The sequence below is a fragment of the Burkholderia oklahomensis C6786 genome (assembly GCF_000959365.1).
Classification (GTDB): domain Bacteria; phylum Pseudomonadota; class Gammaproteobacteria; order Burkholderiales; family Burkholderiaceae; genus Burkholderia; species Burkholderia oklahomensis.
In genome coordinates this window covers 1979107-1995026 of the sequence record NZ_CP009555.1, presented here as the reverse complement: position 1 = coordinate 1995026, position 15920 = coordinate 1979107, and the positions used below count along the sequence as shown (strand labels likewise).

General features: G+C 62.6%; 10 protein-coding genes and 3 tRNA genes. All 13 read right to left on the bottom strand.

The genetic code is table 11. The annotated features are described in order from the left end of the window. Positions 1–83 precede the first annotated feature (83 nt). A complete protein-coding gene (recQ, locus tag BG90_RS08930) occupies positions 84–1931 on the bottom strand; it encodes a DNA helicase RecQ (RefSeq protein WP_010117322.1) in 1848 nt (615 codons plus the stop codon). Between the two features lie 192 nt (positions 1932–2123). Continuing rightward, the gene (gene rpoC / locus BG90_RS08925; RefSeq protein ID WP_025990032.1) at positions 2124–6362 is read right to left on the bottom strand and encodes a DNA-directed RNA polymerase subunit beta'; all 4239 of its coding nucleotides are present in this window, start codon (positions 6360–6362) and stop codon (positions 2124–2126) included. A gap of 21 nt (positions 6363–6383) precedes the next feature. After that, a complete protein-coding gene (gene rpoB / locus BG90_RS08920) occupies positions 6384–10490 on the bottom strand; it encodes a DNA-directed RNA polymerase subunit beta (protein ID WP_010106977.1) in 4107 nt (1368 codons plus the stop codon). Positions 10491–10854: 364 nt separating this feature from the next. Next, positions 10855–11229: a 50S ribosomal protein L7/L12 gene (rplL, locus tag BG90_RS08915; RefSeq protein WP_010106978.1), complete on the bottom strand. Its 375-nt coding sequence runs from the start codon at positions 11227–11229 to the stop codon at positions 10855–10857. Positions 11230–11292: 63 nt separating this feature from the next. Next, the gene (gene rplJ / locus BG90_RS08910) at positions 11293–11790 is read right to left on the bottom strand and encodes a 50S ribosomal protein L10 (RefSeq protein ID WP_010106979.1); all 498 of its coding nucleotides are present in this window, start codon (positions 11788–11790) and stop codon (positions 11293–11295) included. Between the two features lie 298 nt (positions 11791–12088). Beyond that, positions 12089–12787 (bottom strand): 50S ribosomal protein L1, encoded by a 699-nt coding sequence (gene rplA / locus BG90_RS08905; RefSeq protein ID WP_010106980.1) that lies wholly within the window; start codon positions 12785–12787, stop codon positions 12089–12091. Then, on the bottom strand, positions 12788–13219 hold the full coding sequence (gene rplK, locus BG90_RS08900) for a 50S ribosomal protein L11 (RefSeq protein WP_004198368.1): 432 nt from the start codon (positions 13217–13219) through the stop codon (positions 12788–12790). A gap of 146 nt (positions 13220–13365) precedes the next feature. Beyond that, positions 13366–13923, bottom strand: a complete 558-nt coding sequence (gene nusG, locus BG90_RS08895) for a transcription termination/antitermination protein NusG (RefSeq protein WP_004525645.1) — start codon at positions 13921–13923, stop codon at positions 13366–13368. Between the two features lies 1 nt (position 13924). Then, entirely contained in the window at positions 13925–14305 is a 381-nt protein-coding gene (secE, locus tag BG90_RS08890; protein ID WP_025990033.1) for a preprotein translocase subunit SecE, read from the bottom strand. Between the two features lie 42 nt (positions 14306–14347). Next, a tRNA-Trp gene (locus BG90_RS08885) sits at positions 14348–14423 on the bottom strand. Positions 14424–14482: 59 nt separating this feature from the next. Further along, entirely contained in the window at positions 14483–15673 is a 1191-nt protein-coding gene (gene tuf / locus BG90_RS08880; protein ID WP_038802783.1) for an elongation factor Tu, read from the bottom strand. Between the two features lie 63 nt (positions 15674–15736). Beyond that, positions 15737–15811 (bottom strand) — tRNA-Thr (locus BG90_RS08875). 24 nt (positions 15812–15835) lie between these two features. Further along, positions 15836–15909, bottom strand: a tRNA-Gly gene (locus tag BG90_RS08870). Between the last annotated feature and the right edge of the window lie 11 nt (positions 15910–15920).

Genomic DNA, 15920 nt, shown 5'->3' with positions numbered 1-15920 from the left:
CCAGCATAATATTCCGAAAATCCCAAGTGAGTCAACAGCTTGCGTGATTTTTGGTGCCAGAATGCGGTCGCCGGCGACGCGCGTCAGGCCGCTTCGACGACCTCGAGGATCTCGTCGCCGAAGCGGTCGAGCTTGCGCGCGCCGATCCCTGGAATATGGCGCAGATCTTCGATCGACTCCGGCGCGTTGCGGGCGATCTCCGCGAGCGTCGCGTCGTGGAAGATCACGTACGCGGGCACGCCGTCGCTCTTCGCGGTCTCCGCCCGCCACGCGCGCAGCCGCTCCCAGCACGCGCGCTCGCGCGGATTCATGCCGGCCGTCGGATCGACGCGTGCGCCGCTGCGGCCCGACGACTGGCGGGTGCGCGCCGGCTTCACGTAGCGGCGCAGCGTGACCGTCTCCTCGCCCTTGAGCACCGGCTTGCTCGCCTCGGTCAGCACGAGCGCGCCGAAGCCGCCGTGATCGACGGCGAGGTAGCCGAACGCGACGAGCTGCCGGAAGATCGCGCGCCATTCGGGCTCGGACAGCTCGGCGCCGATGCCGAACGTGCTGAGATTCTCGTGGCCGCGCTGCAGTACCTTCTCGTTGCGCGCGCCGCGCAGCACTTCGATCAGGTGGCTCGCGCCGAAGTTGAAGCCGCTCGCGCGCTGCGCACGGAACACGCACGACAGCGCCATCCGCGCCTCGCGCGTCGCATCCCACGTCGCCGGCGGCTCGATGCAGGTGTCGCAGTTGCCGCACGGTGCGCTCGTCTCGCCGAAATACGCGAGCAGCCGGACGCGGCGGCACGACGCCGTCTCGCACAGCCCGAGCAGCGCGTCGAGCTTCGACGTCTGGACGCGCTTGTGCGTGTCGTCGGCGTCCGACTCGTCGATCATCTTGCGCTGCTGGACCACGTCGCCGAGCCCGTACGCCATCCACGCGTTGGCGGGCATGCCGTCGCGGCCCGCGCGACCCGTCTCCTGGTAGTAGCCTTCGACGCTCTTCGGCAAATCGAGGTGCGCGACGAAGCGCACGTCCGGCTTGTCGATGCCCATTCCGAACGCGATCGTCGCGCACATGACGACGCCTTCCTCGCGCTGGAACATCTCCTGGTGCCTCTGCCGGATTCCGAATTCCATCCCCGCGTGATACGGCAGCGCACGAACCCCTTGCGCCTTCAGCCACTCGGCCGTCTCCTCGACCTTGCGGCGCGACAGGCAGTAGACGACGCCCGCGTCGGTCGTGCCGTCCGCATTCGTGTGCTCCGCCCGGATGAAATCGAGCAGCTGCGCGCGCGCGTTGTCCTTCTCGACAATCCGGTAGCGGATGTTCGGCCGATCGAAGCTCGACACGAAAATCCGCGCGTCGTCGAGCGCGAGCCGCTGGACGATCTCGTCGCGCGTGATCGCGTCGGCGGTCGCCGTCAGCGCGATTCGCGGCACGTCCGGGAAACGCTCGTGCAGCACCGACAACTGGATGTACTCGGGCCGGAAATCGTGCCCCCACTGCGACACGCAGTGCGCCTCGTCGATTGCGAAGAGGCCGATGCGGGCGCGCTCGAGCAGATCGAGGAAGCGCGGCGTCATCAGCCGCTCGGGCGCGACATAGAGCAGATCGATGTCCCCGTCGCGCAGCGCGCGCTCGGTCGCGGCCGCCTCGGCGCCGGAGAGCGTCGAATTCAGATACGCGGCGCGCACGCCGACTTCGGAAAGCGCGGCGACCTGGTCCTGCATCAGCGCGATCAGCGGCGACACGACGATGCCGGCGCCGCAGCCAGCCTCGTTGCGCACGAGCGCCGGAATCTGGTAGCAGAGCGACTTGCCGCCACCCGTCGGCATCAGCACGAGGCAGTCGCCGCCCGCCGCGACGTGCTCGACGATCTCGCCCTGTTGACCTCGGAAGGCGGGATAGCCAAAGACTTCGTTGAGAATTTCGAGCGCGCGGGACATGGATCGGATGGAGGACAACGAAAAGTGCCGGTGGGCGGAATTTTACCAACGTCCCCGCAGCGAAAGGAGAACGGCGTTCGCACGTTATCCGATCGGCAGACTCGCCGCCGAACGGTTCGCGAAAAAAAAGCCGCCCGGTCGAAACCGGGCGGCTTCATCAGCAGACTGGCAAAGCGGCTCGCGCCGCTTCGCTTACTCCGCCGGATGCTGCGGCTCTTCGGCGGGCGCCGCCGGCGTGCCGAACTCGAACGCCTCTTCCGCTGCGATCTGGTCGAAACGTTCGCGATCCGACAGTTCCTTCGCCTTGCGCGCCTTGTGGAACGCGAGGCCCGTACCTGCCGGAATCAGACGGCCGACGATCACGTTTTCCTTCAGGCCGCGCAGATCGTCGCGCTTGCCCATGATCGCCGCTTCGGTCAGCACGCGGGTCGTTTCCTGGAACGATGCCGCGGAGATGAACGAGTCGGTCGACAGCGACGCCTTCGTGATACCCAGCAGGATGTTGTCGTACGTTGCCGGACGCTTGTCCTCGGCGATCATGCGATCGTTCTCGTCCAGCATGTCCGAACGCTCGACCTGCTCGCCAGGGATGAAACGCGTATCGCCGTTGTCGACGATCTGCACGCGGCGAAGCATCTGACGCACGATCACTTCGATGTGCTTGTCGTTGATCTTCACGCCCTGCAGACGGTACACGTCCTGCACTTCGTCGACGATGTAGCGCGACAGCGCCTCGATACCCTGCAGACGCAGGATGTCGTGCGGATCGGCCGGACCGTCCACGATCATTTCGCCCTTGTTGACGACCTGAGCATCGTGGACCAGCACCTGCTTTTCCTTCGCGATCAGGAACTCGTGCTGGTTGCCCTCGAGATCCGTGATGACGAGACGCTGCTTGCCCTTCGTGTCCTTGCCGAACGACGTCGTACCCGTGACTTCCGCGAGAATGCCCGCATCCTTCGGCGAACGCGCTTCGAACAGCTCGGCCACGCGCGGCAGACCGCCGGTAATGTCGCGCGTCTTCTGCGCTTCGGTCGGGATACGTGCGAGCACTTCACCCACCTGCACTTGCTGACCGTCCTTCACGGTGATCAGCGCGCCGACCTGGAAGCCGATCTGCACCGCGTGCTCCGTGCCCGGGATCTTCACTTCTTCGCCGTTCGCGTCGAGCAGCTTCACCTGCGGGCGCACGCTCTTCGAAGCTTGCGAACCGCGGCGCTTCACGTCGATCACGACGAGGGTCGACAGACCGGTCACGTCGTCGATCTGCTTCGCGACCGTCACGCCTTCCTCGACGTTCTCGAACTTCACCGTACCGCCGTACTCGGTGATGATCGGACGCGTCAGCGGATCCCACGTGGCCAGCTGCGTACCGGCCTTGATCTGCGCACCGTCGAGCTGCAGCAGCGTCGCGCCGTACGGCACCTTGTGGCGCTCGCGCTCCCGGCCGATATCGTCCGTGATCATCGCCTCGCCCGAGCGCGAGATGACGATCTGCTCGCCCTTCGCGTTCGTGACATAACGCATCGTCGCCGTGAAGCGCACGGTACCGTTGCTCTTCGCTTCGACCGACGAAGCCACTGCCGCACGCGATGCCGCACCACCGATGTGGAACGTACGCATCGTCAGCTGCGTGCCCGGTTCGCCGATCGACTGCGCCGCGATCACGCCGACCGCTTCGCCGACGTTCACGAGCGAGCCACGGCCGAGGTCACGGCCGTAGCACGACGCGCACAGGCCGTAGCGCGTTTCGCAGGTCAGCGCCGTGCGCACGCGCACTTCGTCGATGCCGAGGCGCTCGATCTCTTCGACCGCCGTTTCGTCGAGCAGCGTGCCGGATTCGTACAGCGTTTCCTGCGTCTCCGGATTCACGACGTCCGCCACCGCGACGCGGCCGAGGATGCGGTCGCGCAGCGCTTCGACGACTTCACCGCCTTCGACGAGCGCCTTCATCGCGACGCCGTTGGACGTGCCGCAATCGTCCTCGACGACGACGAGATCCTGCGTCACGTCGACGAGACGACGCGTCAGGTAACCCGAGTTCGCCGTCTTCAGTGCCGTATCAGCCAGACCCTTCCGTGCACCGTGGGTCGAGATGAAGTACTGCAACACGTTCAGGCCTTCGCGGAAGTTCGCGGTAATCGGCGTCTCGATAATCGAGCCGTCCGGCTTCGCCATCAGGCCGCGCATACCGGCCAGCTGACGAATCTGCACCGCCGAACCCCGGGCGCCCGAGTCGGCCATCATGTAGATCGAGTTGAACGATTCCTGGCGCGTTTCGTTGCCGTCGCGGTCCGTCACCGGCTCCGTCGACAACTGCTCCATCATCGCCTTGCCGACCGCTTCCGACGTCGCCGACCAGATGTCGACCACGTTGTTGTAGCGTTCCTGCGCGGTGACGAGACCCGACATGTACTGGCGGTCGTATTCCTTCACCTTCTTCGCGGCGTCGCCGACGATCGTTTCCTTCTGCGGCGGCACGAGCATGTCGTCGACGCAGATCGAGATGCCGGCGCGCGTCGCGAGGCGGAAGCCCGACTGCATCAACTGATCGGCGAAGACCACCGTCGCGCGCAGACCGCACTTGCGGAACGCCGTGTTGATGAGGCGCGAGATTTCCTTCTTCTTCAGCGGCTTGTTCAGCACCGAGAACGGCAGGCCGGCAGGCAGGATTTCCGACAGGATCGCGCGGCCGACGGTCGTCGCGTACAGCGAGATCTTCGGCACGAACTGCGGCGCGCCTTCCGACGTGTCCTCGTTGCGGACCATTTCGGTGATCCGCACGTTCACGCGCGATGCGAGCTCGACTTCCTTGTTCTCGTACGCGCGGAGCACTTCCGACACGCCGGTGAACGACAGGCCTTCGCCCTTCGCATTGATCGCTTCGCGGGTCGCGTAGTACAGACCCAGCACGATATCCTGCGACGGCACGATCGACGGATCGCCGTTCGCCGGGAACAGCACGTTGTTCGACGCAAGCATCAGCGTGCGCGCTTCCATCTGCGCTTCGAGCGACAGCGGCACGTGAACGGCCATCTGGTCACCGTCGAAGTCGGCGTTGAACGCCGCGCAGACGAGCGGGTGCAGCTGGATCGCCTTGCCTTCGATCAGAACCGGCTCGAACGCCTGGATGCCGAGACGGTGCAGCGTCGGCGCGCGGTTCAGCATCACCGGGTGCTCGCGGATCACCTCTTCGAGGATGTCCCACACGACGGGCGTCTGGTTCTCGACTTCCTTCTTCGCGGCCTTGATGGTCGTCGCGACGCCCATCACTTCGAGCTTGTTGAAGATGAACGGCTTGAACAGCTCGAGCGCCATCAGCTTCGGCAGACCGCACTGGTGCAGCTTCAGCGTCGGGCCGACCACGATGACCGAACGGCCCGAGTAGTCGACGCGCTTGCCGAGCAGGTTCTGGCGGAAGCGGCCGCCCTTGCCCTTGATCATGTCGGCGAGCGACTTCAGCGGACGCTTGTTCGCGCCCGTCATCGCCTTGCCGCGACGGCCGTTGTCGAGCAGCGAGTCGACGGCTTCCTGCAGCATCCGCTTTTCGTTGCGGACGATGATTTCCGGCGCCTTCAGCTCGAGCAGACGCTTCAACCGGTTGTTACGGTTGATCACGCGGCGGTACAGGTCGTTCAGGTCCGACGTCGCGAAACGGCCGCCGTCGAGCGGCACGAGCGGACGCAGTTCCGGCGGCAGCACCGGCAGCACTTCGAGGATCATCCACTCGGGCTTGATGCCCGAGCGCTGGAATGCCTCGAGGACCTTCAGGCGCTTCGCGTACTTCTTGATCTTCGCTTCCGAGCCGGTGTTCTTCAGCTCGGTGCGCAGCGTCTCGACCTGCTCGTCGATGTTGATCGCGCGCAGCAGCTCGCGCACGCCTTCCGCGCCCATTTCGGCGCGGAATTCGTCGCCGTATTCCTCGACCTTGTTGTAGTAATCCTCTTCGGTCATGATCTGACGCGCCTTCAGCGGCGTCATGCCCGGATCGATCACCACGTATGCTTCGAAGTACAGCACGCGCTCGATGTCGCGCAGCGTCATGTCGAGCACCATGCCCAGACGCGACGGCAGCGACTTCAGGAACCAGATGTGCGCGACGGGCGACGCCAGCTCGATGTGGCCCATCCGTTCACGACGCACCTTCGCGAGCGTCACTTCGACGCCGCACTTCTCGCAGATCACGCCGCGGTGCTTCAGGCGCTTGTACTTGCCGCACAAGCACTCGTAGTCCTTGATCGGGCCGAAGATCTTCGCGCAGAACAGACCGTCGCGCTCCGGCTTGAACGTGCGGTAGTTGATCGTCTCCGGCTTCTTCACCTCGCCGAACGACCACGAACGGATCTTGTCCGGCGAAGCCAGACCAATCTTGATCGCGTCAAAAACTTCTTCTTGTTGGACTTGCTTGAATAGATCGAGCAAAGCTTTCATCGCTTCTCTCCAGTAGTCCGATTAGTTCCGGTCCAGGTCGATGTCGATACCCAGCGACCGGATTTCCTTCACCAGCACGTTGAACGACTCGGGCATGCCGGCATCGATCACGTGATCGCCCTTCACCAGGTTTTCATAAACCTTGGTACGGCCCGTGACGTCGTCCGACTTCACCGTCAGCATTTCCTGCAGCACGTACGATGCGCCATACGCTTCGAGCGCCCACACTTCCATTTCACCGAAACGCTGGCCGCCGAACTGTGCCTTGCCGCCGAGCGGCTGCTGCGTCACGAGCGAGTACGGGCCCGTCGAACGCGCGTGCATCTTGTCGTCGACCAAGTGGTGCAGCTTCAGGTAGTGCATGTAGCCGAGCGTCACGCGACGTTCGAACATTTCACCCGTGCGGCCGTCGTACAGGCGGACCTGATTCTTCGACGGGTTCATGCCGAGCTGTTCCGCGATCTCGTCCGGGAACGCCAGATCGAGCATCTTCGACATTTCTTCCTCGGTCGCACCGTCGAACACCGGCGTTGCGAACGGCACGCCTTCGCGCAGGTTCTTCGCGAGCTCGAGGATTTCGTCGTCGCTGAAGCTGTCCAGATCTTCCGCGCGGCCCGACTCGTTGTAGATCTTCGTCAGGAACGCACGCAGTTCCTCGAGCTTCACCTGACGCTGCAGCATTTCGCCGATACGCCAGCCGAGGCCCTTCGCGGCCCAGCCGAGGTGCACTTCCAGAACCTGACCCACGTTCATCCGCGACGGCACGCCGAGCGGGTTCAGCACGACGTCTGCCGGACGACCGTCGGCCATGTACGGCATGTCTTCGATCGGAACGATCTTCGACACGACACCCTTGTTACCGTGACGGCCTGCCATCTTGTCGCCAGGCTGCAGGCGGCGCTTCACCGCGAGGTACACCTTGACCATCTTCAGCACGCCCGGCGGCAGTTCGTCGCCTTGCGTGAGCTTCTTGCGCTTCTCTTCGAACGCGAGGTCGAACTGGTGACGCTTTTCCTCGATCGAGTTCTTGATCGCTTCGAGCTGAGCCGCCGCTTCGTCGTCCGCGAGGCGGATGTCGAACCAGTGATAGTGGTCGAGGTCTTCCAGGTAAGCCTGGTCGATCTTCGTGCCCTTCGCGAGCTTCTTCGGACCGCCGTTCGCGACCTTGCCGACGAGCATGCGCGCGAGACGCTGGAACGCGTCGCCTTCCACGATGCGCAGCTGGTCGTTCAGGTCGAGGCGATAGCGCTTCAGTTCGTCGTCGATGATCTGCTGAGCACGCTTGTCGCGCTGGATGCCTTCGCGCGTGAACACCTGGACGTCGATCACGGTGCCGCTCATGCCCGACGGCACACGCAGCGACGTGTCCTTCACGTCCGACGCCTTCTCGCCGAAGATCGCGCGCAGCAGCTTCTCTTCCGGCGTCAGCTGGGTTTCGCCCTTCGGCGTGACCTTGCCGACCAGCACGTCGCCCGCTTCGACTTCCGCACCGATGTAGACGATGCCCGATTCGTCGAGACGACCGAGCTGGACTTCCGCCAGGTTCGAGATGTCGCGCGTGATTTCTTCCGGCCCGAGCTTCGTGTCGCGTGCAACGACGTTCAGCTCTTCGATGTGGATCGACGTGTAGCGATCGTCGGCCACGACCTTCTCCGAGATCAGGATCGAATCCTCGAAGTTGTAGCCGTTCCACGGCATGAACGCGATCAGCATGTTCTGGCCGAGCGCGAGCTCGCCCAGGTCCGTCGATGCGCCGTCGGCCAGCACGTCGCCGCGCGCGACCTTGTCGCCCATCTTCACGATCGGACGCTGGTTGATGTTCGTGTTCTGGTTCGAACGCGTGTACTTGATCAGGTTGTAGATGTCGACGCCGACTTCACCCGCGACCGCTTCGTCGTCGTTCACGCGAATCACGATGCGGCCCGCGTCGACGTAGTCGACGACGCCGCCGCGCAACGCCTGCACCGTCGTGCCCGAGTCGACCGCCACGGTGCGCTCGATACCGGTACCGACGACGGGCTTCTCAGGGCGCAGGCACGGCACGGCCTGACGCTGCATGTTCGAGCCCATCAGCGCGCGGTTCGCGTCATCGTGCTCGAGGAACGGAATCAGCGAAGCCGCAACCGACACGATCTGCGACGGCGCCACGTCCATGTACTGGATGCGGTCCGGCGTGACCATCATCGTTTCGCCGGCTTCGCGCGACGACACCAGTTCGTCGACCAGCTGACCGTTGTCGTCGATCGCCGCGTTCGCCTGCGCGATCATGTAGCGGCCTTCTTCGATCGCCGACAGATAGTCGATCTGGTCGGTCACCTTGCTGTCGGCGACCTTGCGGTACGGCGTCTCGAGGAAGCCGTACTCGTTCAGGTGCGCGTACAGGGCGAGCGAGTTGATCAGACCGATGTTCGGACCTTCCGGCGTTTCGATCGGGCACACGCGGCCATAGTGGGTCGGGTGCACGTCGCGGACTTCGAAGCCCGCGCGCTCGCGCGTCAGGCCACCCGGGCCCAGTGCGGAAACGCGGCGCTTGTGCGTGATTTCCGACAGCGGGTTGGTCTGGTCCATGAACTGCGACAGTTGCGACGAACCGAAGAACTCGCGGATCGCCGACGAGATCGGCTTCGAGTTGATCAGGTCGTGCGGCATCAGGTTTTCGCTTTCGGCCTGGCCGAGGCGTTCCTTCACCGCGCGCTCGACGCGCACGAGACCTGCGCGGAATTGGTTCTCCGCCAGTTCGCCGACGCAGCGCACGCGACGGTTGCCGAGGTGGTCGATGTCGTCGACTTCGCCCTTGCCGTTGCGCAGCTCGACGAGGATCTTGATCGTCGCGAGGATGTCGTCGTCCTGCAGCGTCATCGGGCCCGTGATTTCGTCGCGGCCGACGCGGCGGTTGAACTTCATGCGGCCGACCTTCGACAGGTCGTACGCGTCTTCGCTATAGAACAGACGGTTGAACAGCGCCTCGACGGCTTCTTCCGTCGGCGGCTCGCCCGGGCGCATCATCCGGTAGATCGCGATGCGCGCGGCCGTCTTGTCGACGGTTTCGTCGACGCGCAGCGTCGACGAGATGTACGGACCCTGGTCCAGATCGTTCGTATAGAGCGTCTGGATTTCCTTGATCTTCGCTTCGCGCAGCTTCTCGAGCACGCCTTCCGTGATCTCGTCGTTCGCGTTCGCGATCACTTCACCCGTGTCGCCGTCGACGACGTTCTTCGCCAGCACGCGGCCGAGCAGATAGTCTTCGGGCACCGAGATGTACTTGGTCTTCGCGGCTTCGAGATCGCGAATGTGCTTCGCGTTGATCCGCTTGTCCTTCTGGACGATGACCTTGCCTTCGCGATCGGTGATGTCGAAGCGCGCGACTTCGCCGCGCAGGCGCTCGGGCACGAACTCCATCTGCGCGCCTTCGTCCATCAGCGTGAAGTTGTCGAAGACGAAGAAGTTCGCGAGGATCTGTTCCGGCGTGAGGCCGATCGCCTTCAGCAGGATCGTGACCGGCATCTTGCGGCGACGGTCGACGCGGAAGTACAGCACGTCCTTCGGATCGAATTCGAAGTCGAGCCACGAGCCGCGGTACGGAATGATCCGCGCGGAGAACAGCAGCTTGCCCGAGCTGTGCGTCTTGCCCTTGTCGTGTTCGAAGAACACGCCGGGCGAACGGTGCAGCTGCGACACGATCACGCGCTCGGTGCCGTTGATGACGAACGAACCGGTCGGCGTCATGAGCGGAATTTCGCCCATGTACACTTCCTGTTCCTTCACTTCCTTGACGACGGGCTTGCTCGGCGACTCCTTGTCGAGGAGCACGAGGCGCACCTTCGCGCGCAGCGCCGAGCAATAGGTCAGGCCGCGCTGCTGGCATTCCTTGATGTTGAACGCCGGCGACGACAACGCATAGCTCACGAACTCGAGACGAGCGAAGCCGTTATGCGAAACGATGGGAAACACCGACGTGAAGGCGGCCTGCAACCCTTCGGACTTGCGTTGCGCGGTAAGCACATCGGCTTGCAGAAATGTGCTGAATGATTCAAGCTGGGTGGCCAGCAGGAAAGGCACTTGGTGAACGATGGAACGCTTCGCGAAACTCTTGCGAATGCGCTTCTTCTCGGTGAAGGAATATTGCATACGATCTCCGAATCACGACGGGCGCTATCGAGGCGGGATACCTTGACGTGTCAAACCCGAGTGTTCACCGACTGAGACCCGATGGCCGTCCGACGGCACGAGCCGAGAAGCTTGGTGGTTGGCCGCTACCAACCGCTGGCTGACGGCAGCGGATGCCTGTGTTGCCCGCTGCCCGACCAAACTTGCCTTCTGCAGTCGCTTCAGAAGACAAAGAAAAATCGCCGATCGATGGTGGATGGGCGTTTTTCTTTGGCTTCTGCGGGTGCTCGTCCGACCTCTTCAAAGAGTGTCAAAACACTGCCCCCACAAAGCACAAAAAGGCCGGCGGTGGAAAACCGCCAGCCTTCGCACAGCGCGTCGGAACTTACTTGACTTCGACCTTCGCGCCCGCGTCTTCCAGCTTCTTCTTGGCTTCGTCAGCGGCAGCCTTGTCGACGCCTTCCTTGACGGGCTTCGGTGCGCCGTCAACCAGATCCTTCGCTTCCTTCAGGCCCAGGCCCGTCAGTTCGCGAACGGCCTTGATGACTGCAACCTTGTTGCCGCCTGCTTCCGTCAGAACGACCGTGAATTCGGTCTTCTCTTCAGCAGCCGCAGCAGCGCCGCCAGTGGCCGGGCCAGCAACTGCGACAGCAGCGGCCGACACGCCAAACTTCTCTTCGAACGCCTTGACCAGCTCGTTCAGTTCCAGAACGGTCATCCCTTCGACTGCTGCCAGGATGTCTTCTTTTGCGATTGCCATTTGAAATACTCCTAAATTGAATTCGGATACAGCCAGCGATCTGTTGTGCCCAGATGCGTCCGCTTATGCAGCTTCGGCTTGCTTCTTCTCCGCCAGCGCGGCAAGAGCGCGCGCAAAGCCGGAAACAGGCGCCTGCATGACGAACAGCAGCTTCGAGAGCAGTTCTTCGCGGCTCGGGATGCTGGCCAGCGCTTGCACGCCCGCCTTGTCCATCACCTTGCCATCGAACGAACCGGCCTTGATGACCAACTTGTCATTGCTCTTGCCGAAGTCGTTGACGACCTTCGCAGCAGCAATGGCATCTTCCGAGATGCCGTAGATCAGGGGGCCAGTCATCTGCTCTGCCAGCGGAGCAAACGGCGTACCTTCGACGGCGCGGCGCGCCAGCGTGTTCTTCAACACGCGCAGGTAAACCTGTTGCTCGCGCGCTTTCGCGCGCAGCTTGGTCAGATCGCCAACCGTAATCCCACGATACTCAGCCAGCACAACGGTCTGGGCCTTCGCAACTTGCGCGGCGACCTCAGCAACGACGGCTTGCTTGTCTTCTCTATTAAGCGGCACGGTTAGCCTCCAGAATCGATACGCTCCGCATGACGCATCGCGTACCTCGTTCAACAACGGCGTCCGACTCGTTAGGAGTATTTCCGCCGAAGATCGTCGATCGCTCGTCGACCTTCCGCTTCACCACTGCAAAACTTTTTCGGGTTCGCCATCTGCGTTGGCTTGCATTAAGGGATCGCCCAACTGCTGCTTTCCCACCAACGGTCTTTGATAACCGGCCGTCCGACGATGCTGCATCGAACGACCGCCCAAAGCCCTTTTGAGCCGCTTCTCGCGGAAGCGGCCCGAATAACTTCACTTACTGCGCGGCCAGCGAGCCCTGGTCGACGCGAACGCCGACGCCCATCGTGCTCGACAGCGCGATCTTGCGCAGATACACGCCCTTGCTCGTCGCCGGCTTCGCCTTCTGCAGCGCTTCGATCAGCGCCGACAGGTTCGAACGCAGCGCGGTCGGCTCGAACGATGCACGGCCGATCGTCGCGTGGATGATGCCCGCCTTGTCGACGCGGAACTGCACCTGACCCGCCTTCGCGTTCTTCACCGCGGTCGCGACGTCCGGCGTGACCGTGCCGACCTTCGGGTTCGGCATCAGGCCTCGCGGGCCGAGGATCTGACCCAGCGTGCCGACGATACGCATCGTGTCCGGCGAAGCGATCACGATGTCGAAGTCCATTTGACCGGCCTTGATCTGCTCAGCCAGATCTTCCATACCGACCACTTCGGCACCGGCAGCGCGCGCTTGCTCGGCCTTCTCGCCTTGCGCAAACACGGCGACGCGGACCGACTTGCCGGTACCGGCCGGCAACACGACCGAACCACGAACGACCTGGTCCGACTTTTTCGCATCGATGCCGAGCTGAACCGCGACGTCGATCGACTCGTTGAACTTCGCGCTCGCGCATTCCTTCACGAGAGCCAGAGCCTCGTCGATCGCGTACAGTTTCTGACGGTCGACCTTAGCGGCAAATGCCTGACGGCGCTTCGAGATCTTGGCCATTTACACGCCCTCCACAGTGATGCCCATCGAGCGTGCGCTACCAGCGATGGTGCGAACGGCCGCGTCGAGATCAGCTGCCGTAAGATCCGGCATCTTGGTCTTCGCGATTTCTTCCGCTTGCGCGCGGGTGATCTTGCCGACCTTGTCGGTGTGGGGCTTGCTCGAGCCCTTGTCGACCTTCGCCGCCTTCTTGATCAGGACCGTCGCGGGCGGGGTCTTCATCACGAACGTGAAGCTCTTGTCCGCGTATGCCGTGATGACGACCGGCACCGGCAGACCCGGCTCCATGCCTTGAGTCTGCGCGTTGAACGCCTTGCAGAACTCCATGATGTTCAGGCCGCGCTGGCCCAGTGCCGGACCGACCGGCGGCGACGGATTGGCTTTACCTGCAGGGATCTGCAGCTTGATAAAGCCGACAATCTTCTTTGCCATTTGAAAACCTCGTTGGAACGCATGAAAGCGTCCGGTGAGTGATAACGCGGGTTCGTCCTGCGACTACTTGCGCTCCTCAACGACCATTAGCGCGGGCCGTAAGCGCGAAGGTGGGCAGCTCCCGGAGCTGCCCACCTGAACTTTGCTCAAACCTTTTCGACCTGGCCGAATTCCAATTCGACCGGCGTTGCGCGACCGAAAATGGTGACCGACACGCGAACTCTCGATTTTTCGTAGTTCACTTCTTCGACCGTGCCGTTGAAGTCCGTGAACGGACCCTCCTTCACGCGCACCATCTCGCCGACTTCGAACAGGGTCTTCGGGCGCGGCTTCTCCACACCTTCCTGCATCTGCGACATGATCTTTTCGACTTCCCGCGGGGAAATCGGACTCGGGCGATTGCGCGCCCCGCCGACGAAACCGGTGACCTTCGCGGTGTTTTTCACGAGGTGCCACGTTTCGTCTGTCATTTCCATTTCAACCAGCACGTAGCCGGGGAAGAAACGACGCTCGGTCACCGCTTTGTGACCGCCCTTGACTTCAACCACTTCCTCGGTCGGAACCAGGATCTGGCCGAACTTGTCCTGCATGCCGGCACGTTCGATGCGCTCTTGAAGCGCACGTTGCACGCTCTTCTCCATACCGGAGTAGGCGTGCACGACGTACCAACGTTTTCCACTCGGGGATGCCGGAGTATCGCTCATATCATTTCCAACCCAGAATCACCGAGAATATCACCCATTCGATGGATTTATCGCTTATCCAAAGAAGGAGGGCCATGACCAGCACAAAACCGAAGACGACAAGCGTGGTTTGCGTGGCTTCCTTGCGCGTGGGCCAAACGACTTTGCGCACCTCGCGGTACGAATCCTTCGCAAAAGCAATGAAGCCCTTGCCCGGAAGCGATATCAGCGCAACGCCCACACCGGCGATCACCCCCACTGCCAAAGCAGCGCCGCGGATATACCACTCCTTGCCACCCAGCAAGAAGAAGCCCGCGAATCCGGCCAAGACCAACAATACACCCAGGGCCAGCATCAGCTTATCGCCGGAGGTATTTACAGTTTCGACGGAAGGATTCGCCATAACACTCTAAAACAAACGCCACGCAGAAAAACGTGGCTTATGTGGCAGGGGCAGAGGGAATCGAACCCCCAACCTTCGGTTTTGGAGACCGACGCTCTGCCAGTTGAGCTATACCCCTAGACCATGTTGGGACCGGCTGACACCGGCCCCTAAACTGTCGATCAGCGAATAACTGGCTTACTCGATGATCTTGGCGACGACGCCGGCGCCGACGGTGCGGCCGCCTTCACGGATTGCGAAGCGCAGACCTTCTTCCATCGCGATCGGCGCAATCAGCTTCACCGTGATCGACACGTTGTCGCCCGGCATCACCATTTCCTTGTCCTTCGGCAGCTCGATCGAGCCCGTCACGTCCGTCGTACGGAAGTAGAACTGCGGACGGTAGTTGTTGAAGAACGGCGTATGACGACCGCCTTCGTCCTTCGACAGCACGTACACCTCAGCCGTGAAGTGCGTGTGCGGCGTGATCGAACCCGGCTTCGCCAGAACCTGGCCGCGCTCCACGTCTTCACGCTTCGTGCCGCGCAGCAGGATACCGACGTTGTCGCCTGCCTGACCCTGGTCCAGCAGCTTGCGGAACATTTCCACGCCCGTGCAGGTCGTCTTCACCGTCGGCTTGATACCGACGATTTCGATTTCCTCACCCACCTTGATCACGCCGCGCTCGACACGACCCGTCACCACCGTACCGCGGCCCGAGATCGAGAACACGTCTTCCACCGGCATCAGGAACGCACCGTCGACCGCGCGCTCCGGCGTCGGGATGTACGTGTCCAGCGCGTCCGCCAGGTTCATGATCGCCACTTCGCCCAGCTCGCCCGTGTCGCCTTCCAGCGCCAGCTTCGCCGAACCCTTGATGATCGGCGTGTCGTCGCCCGGGAAGTCGTACTTCGACAGCAGTTCGCGCACTTCCATCTCGACCAGCTCGAGCAGCTCGGCGTCGTCCACCATGTCGCACTTGTTCAGGAACACGATGATGTACGGAACGCCAACCTGACGCGCCAGCAGGATGTGCTCGCGCGTTTGCGGCATCGGGCCGTCTGCGGCCGAGCACACCAGGATCGCGCCGTCCATCTGCGCCGCGCCCGTGATCATGTTCTTCACGTAGTCAGCGTGGCCCGGGCAGTCGACGTGCGCGTAGTGGCGGTTCGCCGTCTCGTATTCCACGTGCGCCGTGTTGATCGTGATGCCGCGCGCCTTTTCTTCAGGCGCCGCGTCGATCTGGTCGTATGCCTTCGCTTCGCCGCCGAACTTCTTCGTCAGCACCGTCGTGATCGCTGCCGTCAGCGTCGTCTTGCCGTGGTCAACGTGACCAATCGTACCAACGTTCACGTGCGGCTTGGTCCGCTCAAACTTTTCCTTGGCCATTTTCAACTCCCGAAAGGAATTTCACATGTTGCGCCGCGCGCAAACAGACACTGACTACTTCACTGGTGCCCATGGGCAGGATCGAACTGCCGACCTCTCCCTTACCAAGGGAGTGCTCTACCACTGAGCCACATGGGCGCCTTACGCTTCAACTGCCTGAACTGGAGCGGGTGAAGGGAATCGAACCCTCGTCGTAAGCTTGGAAGGCTTCTGCTCTACCATTGAGCTACACCCGCAAGGGCCAGCA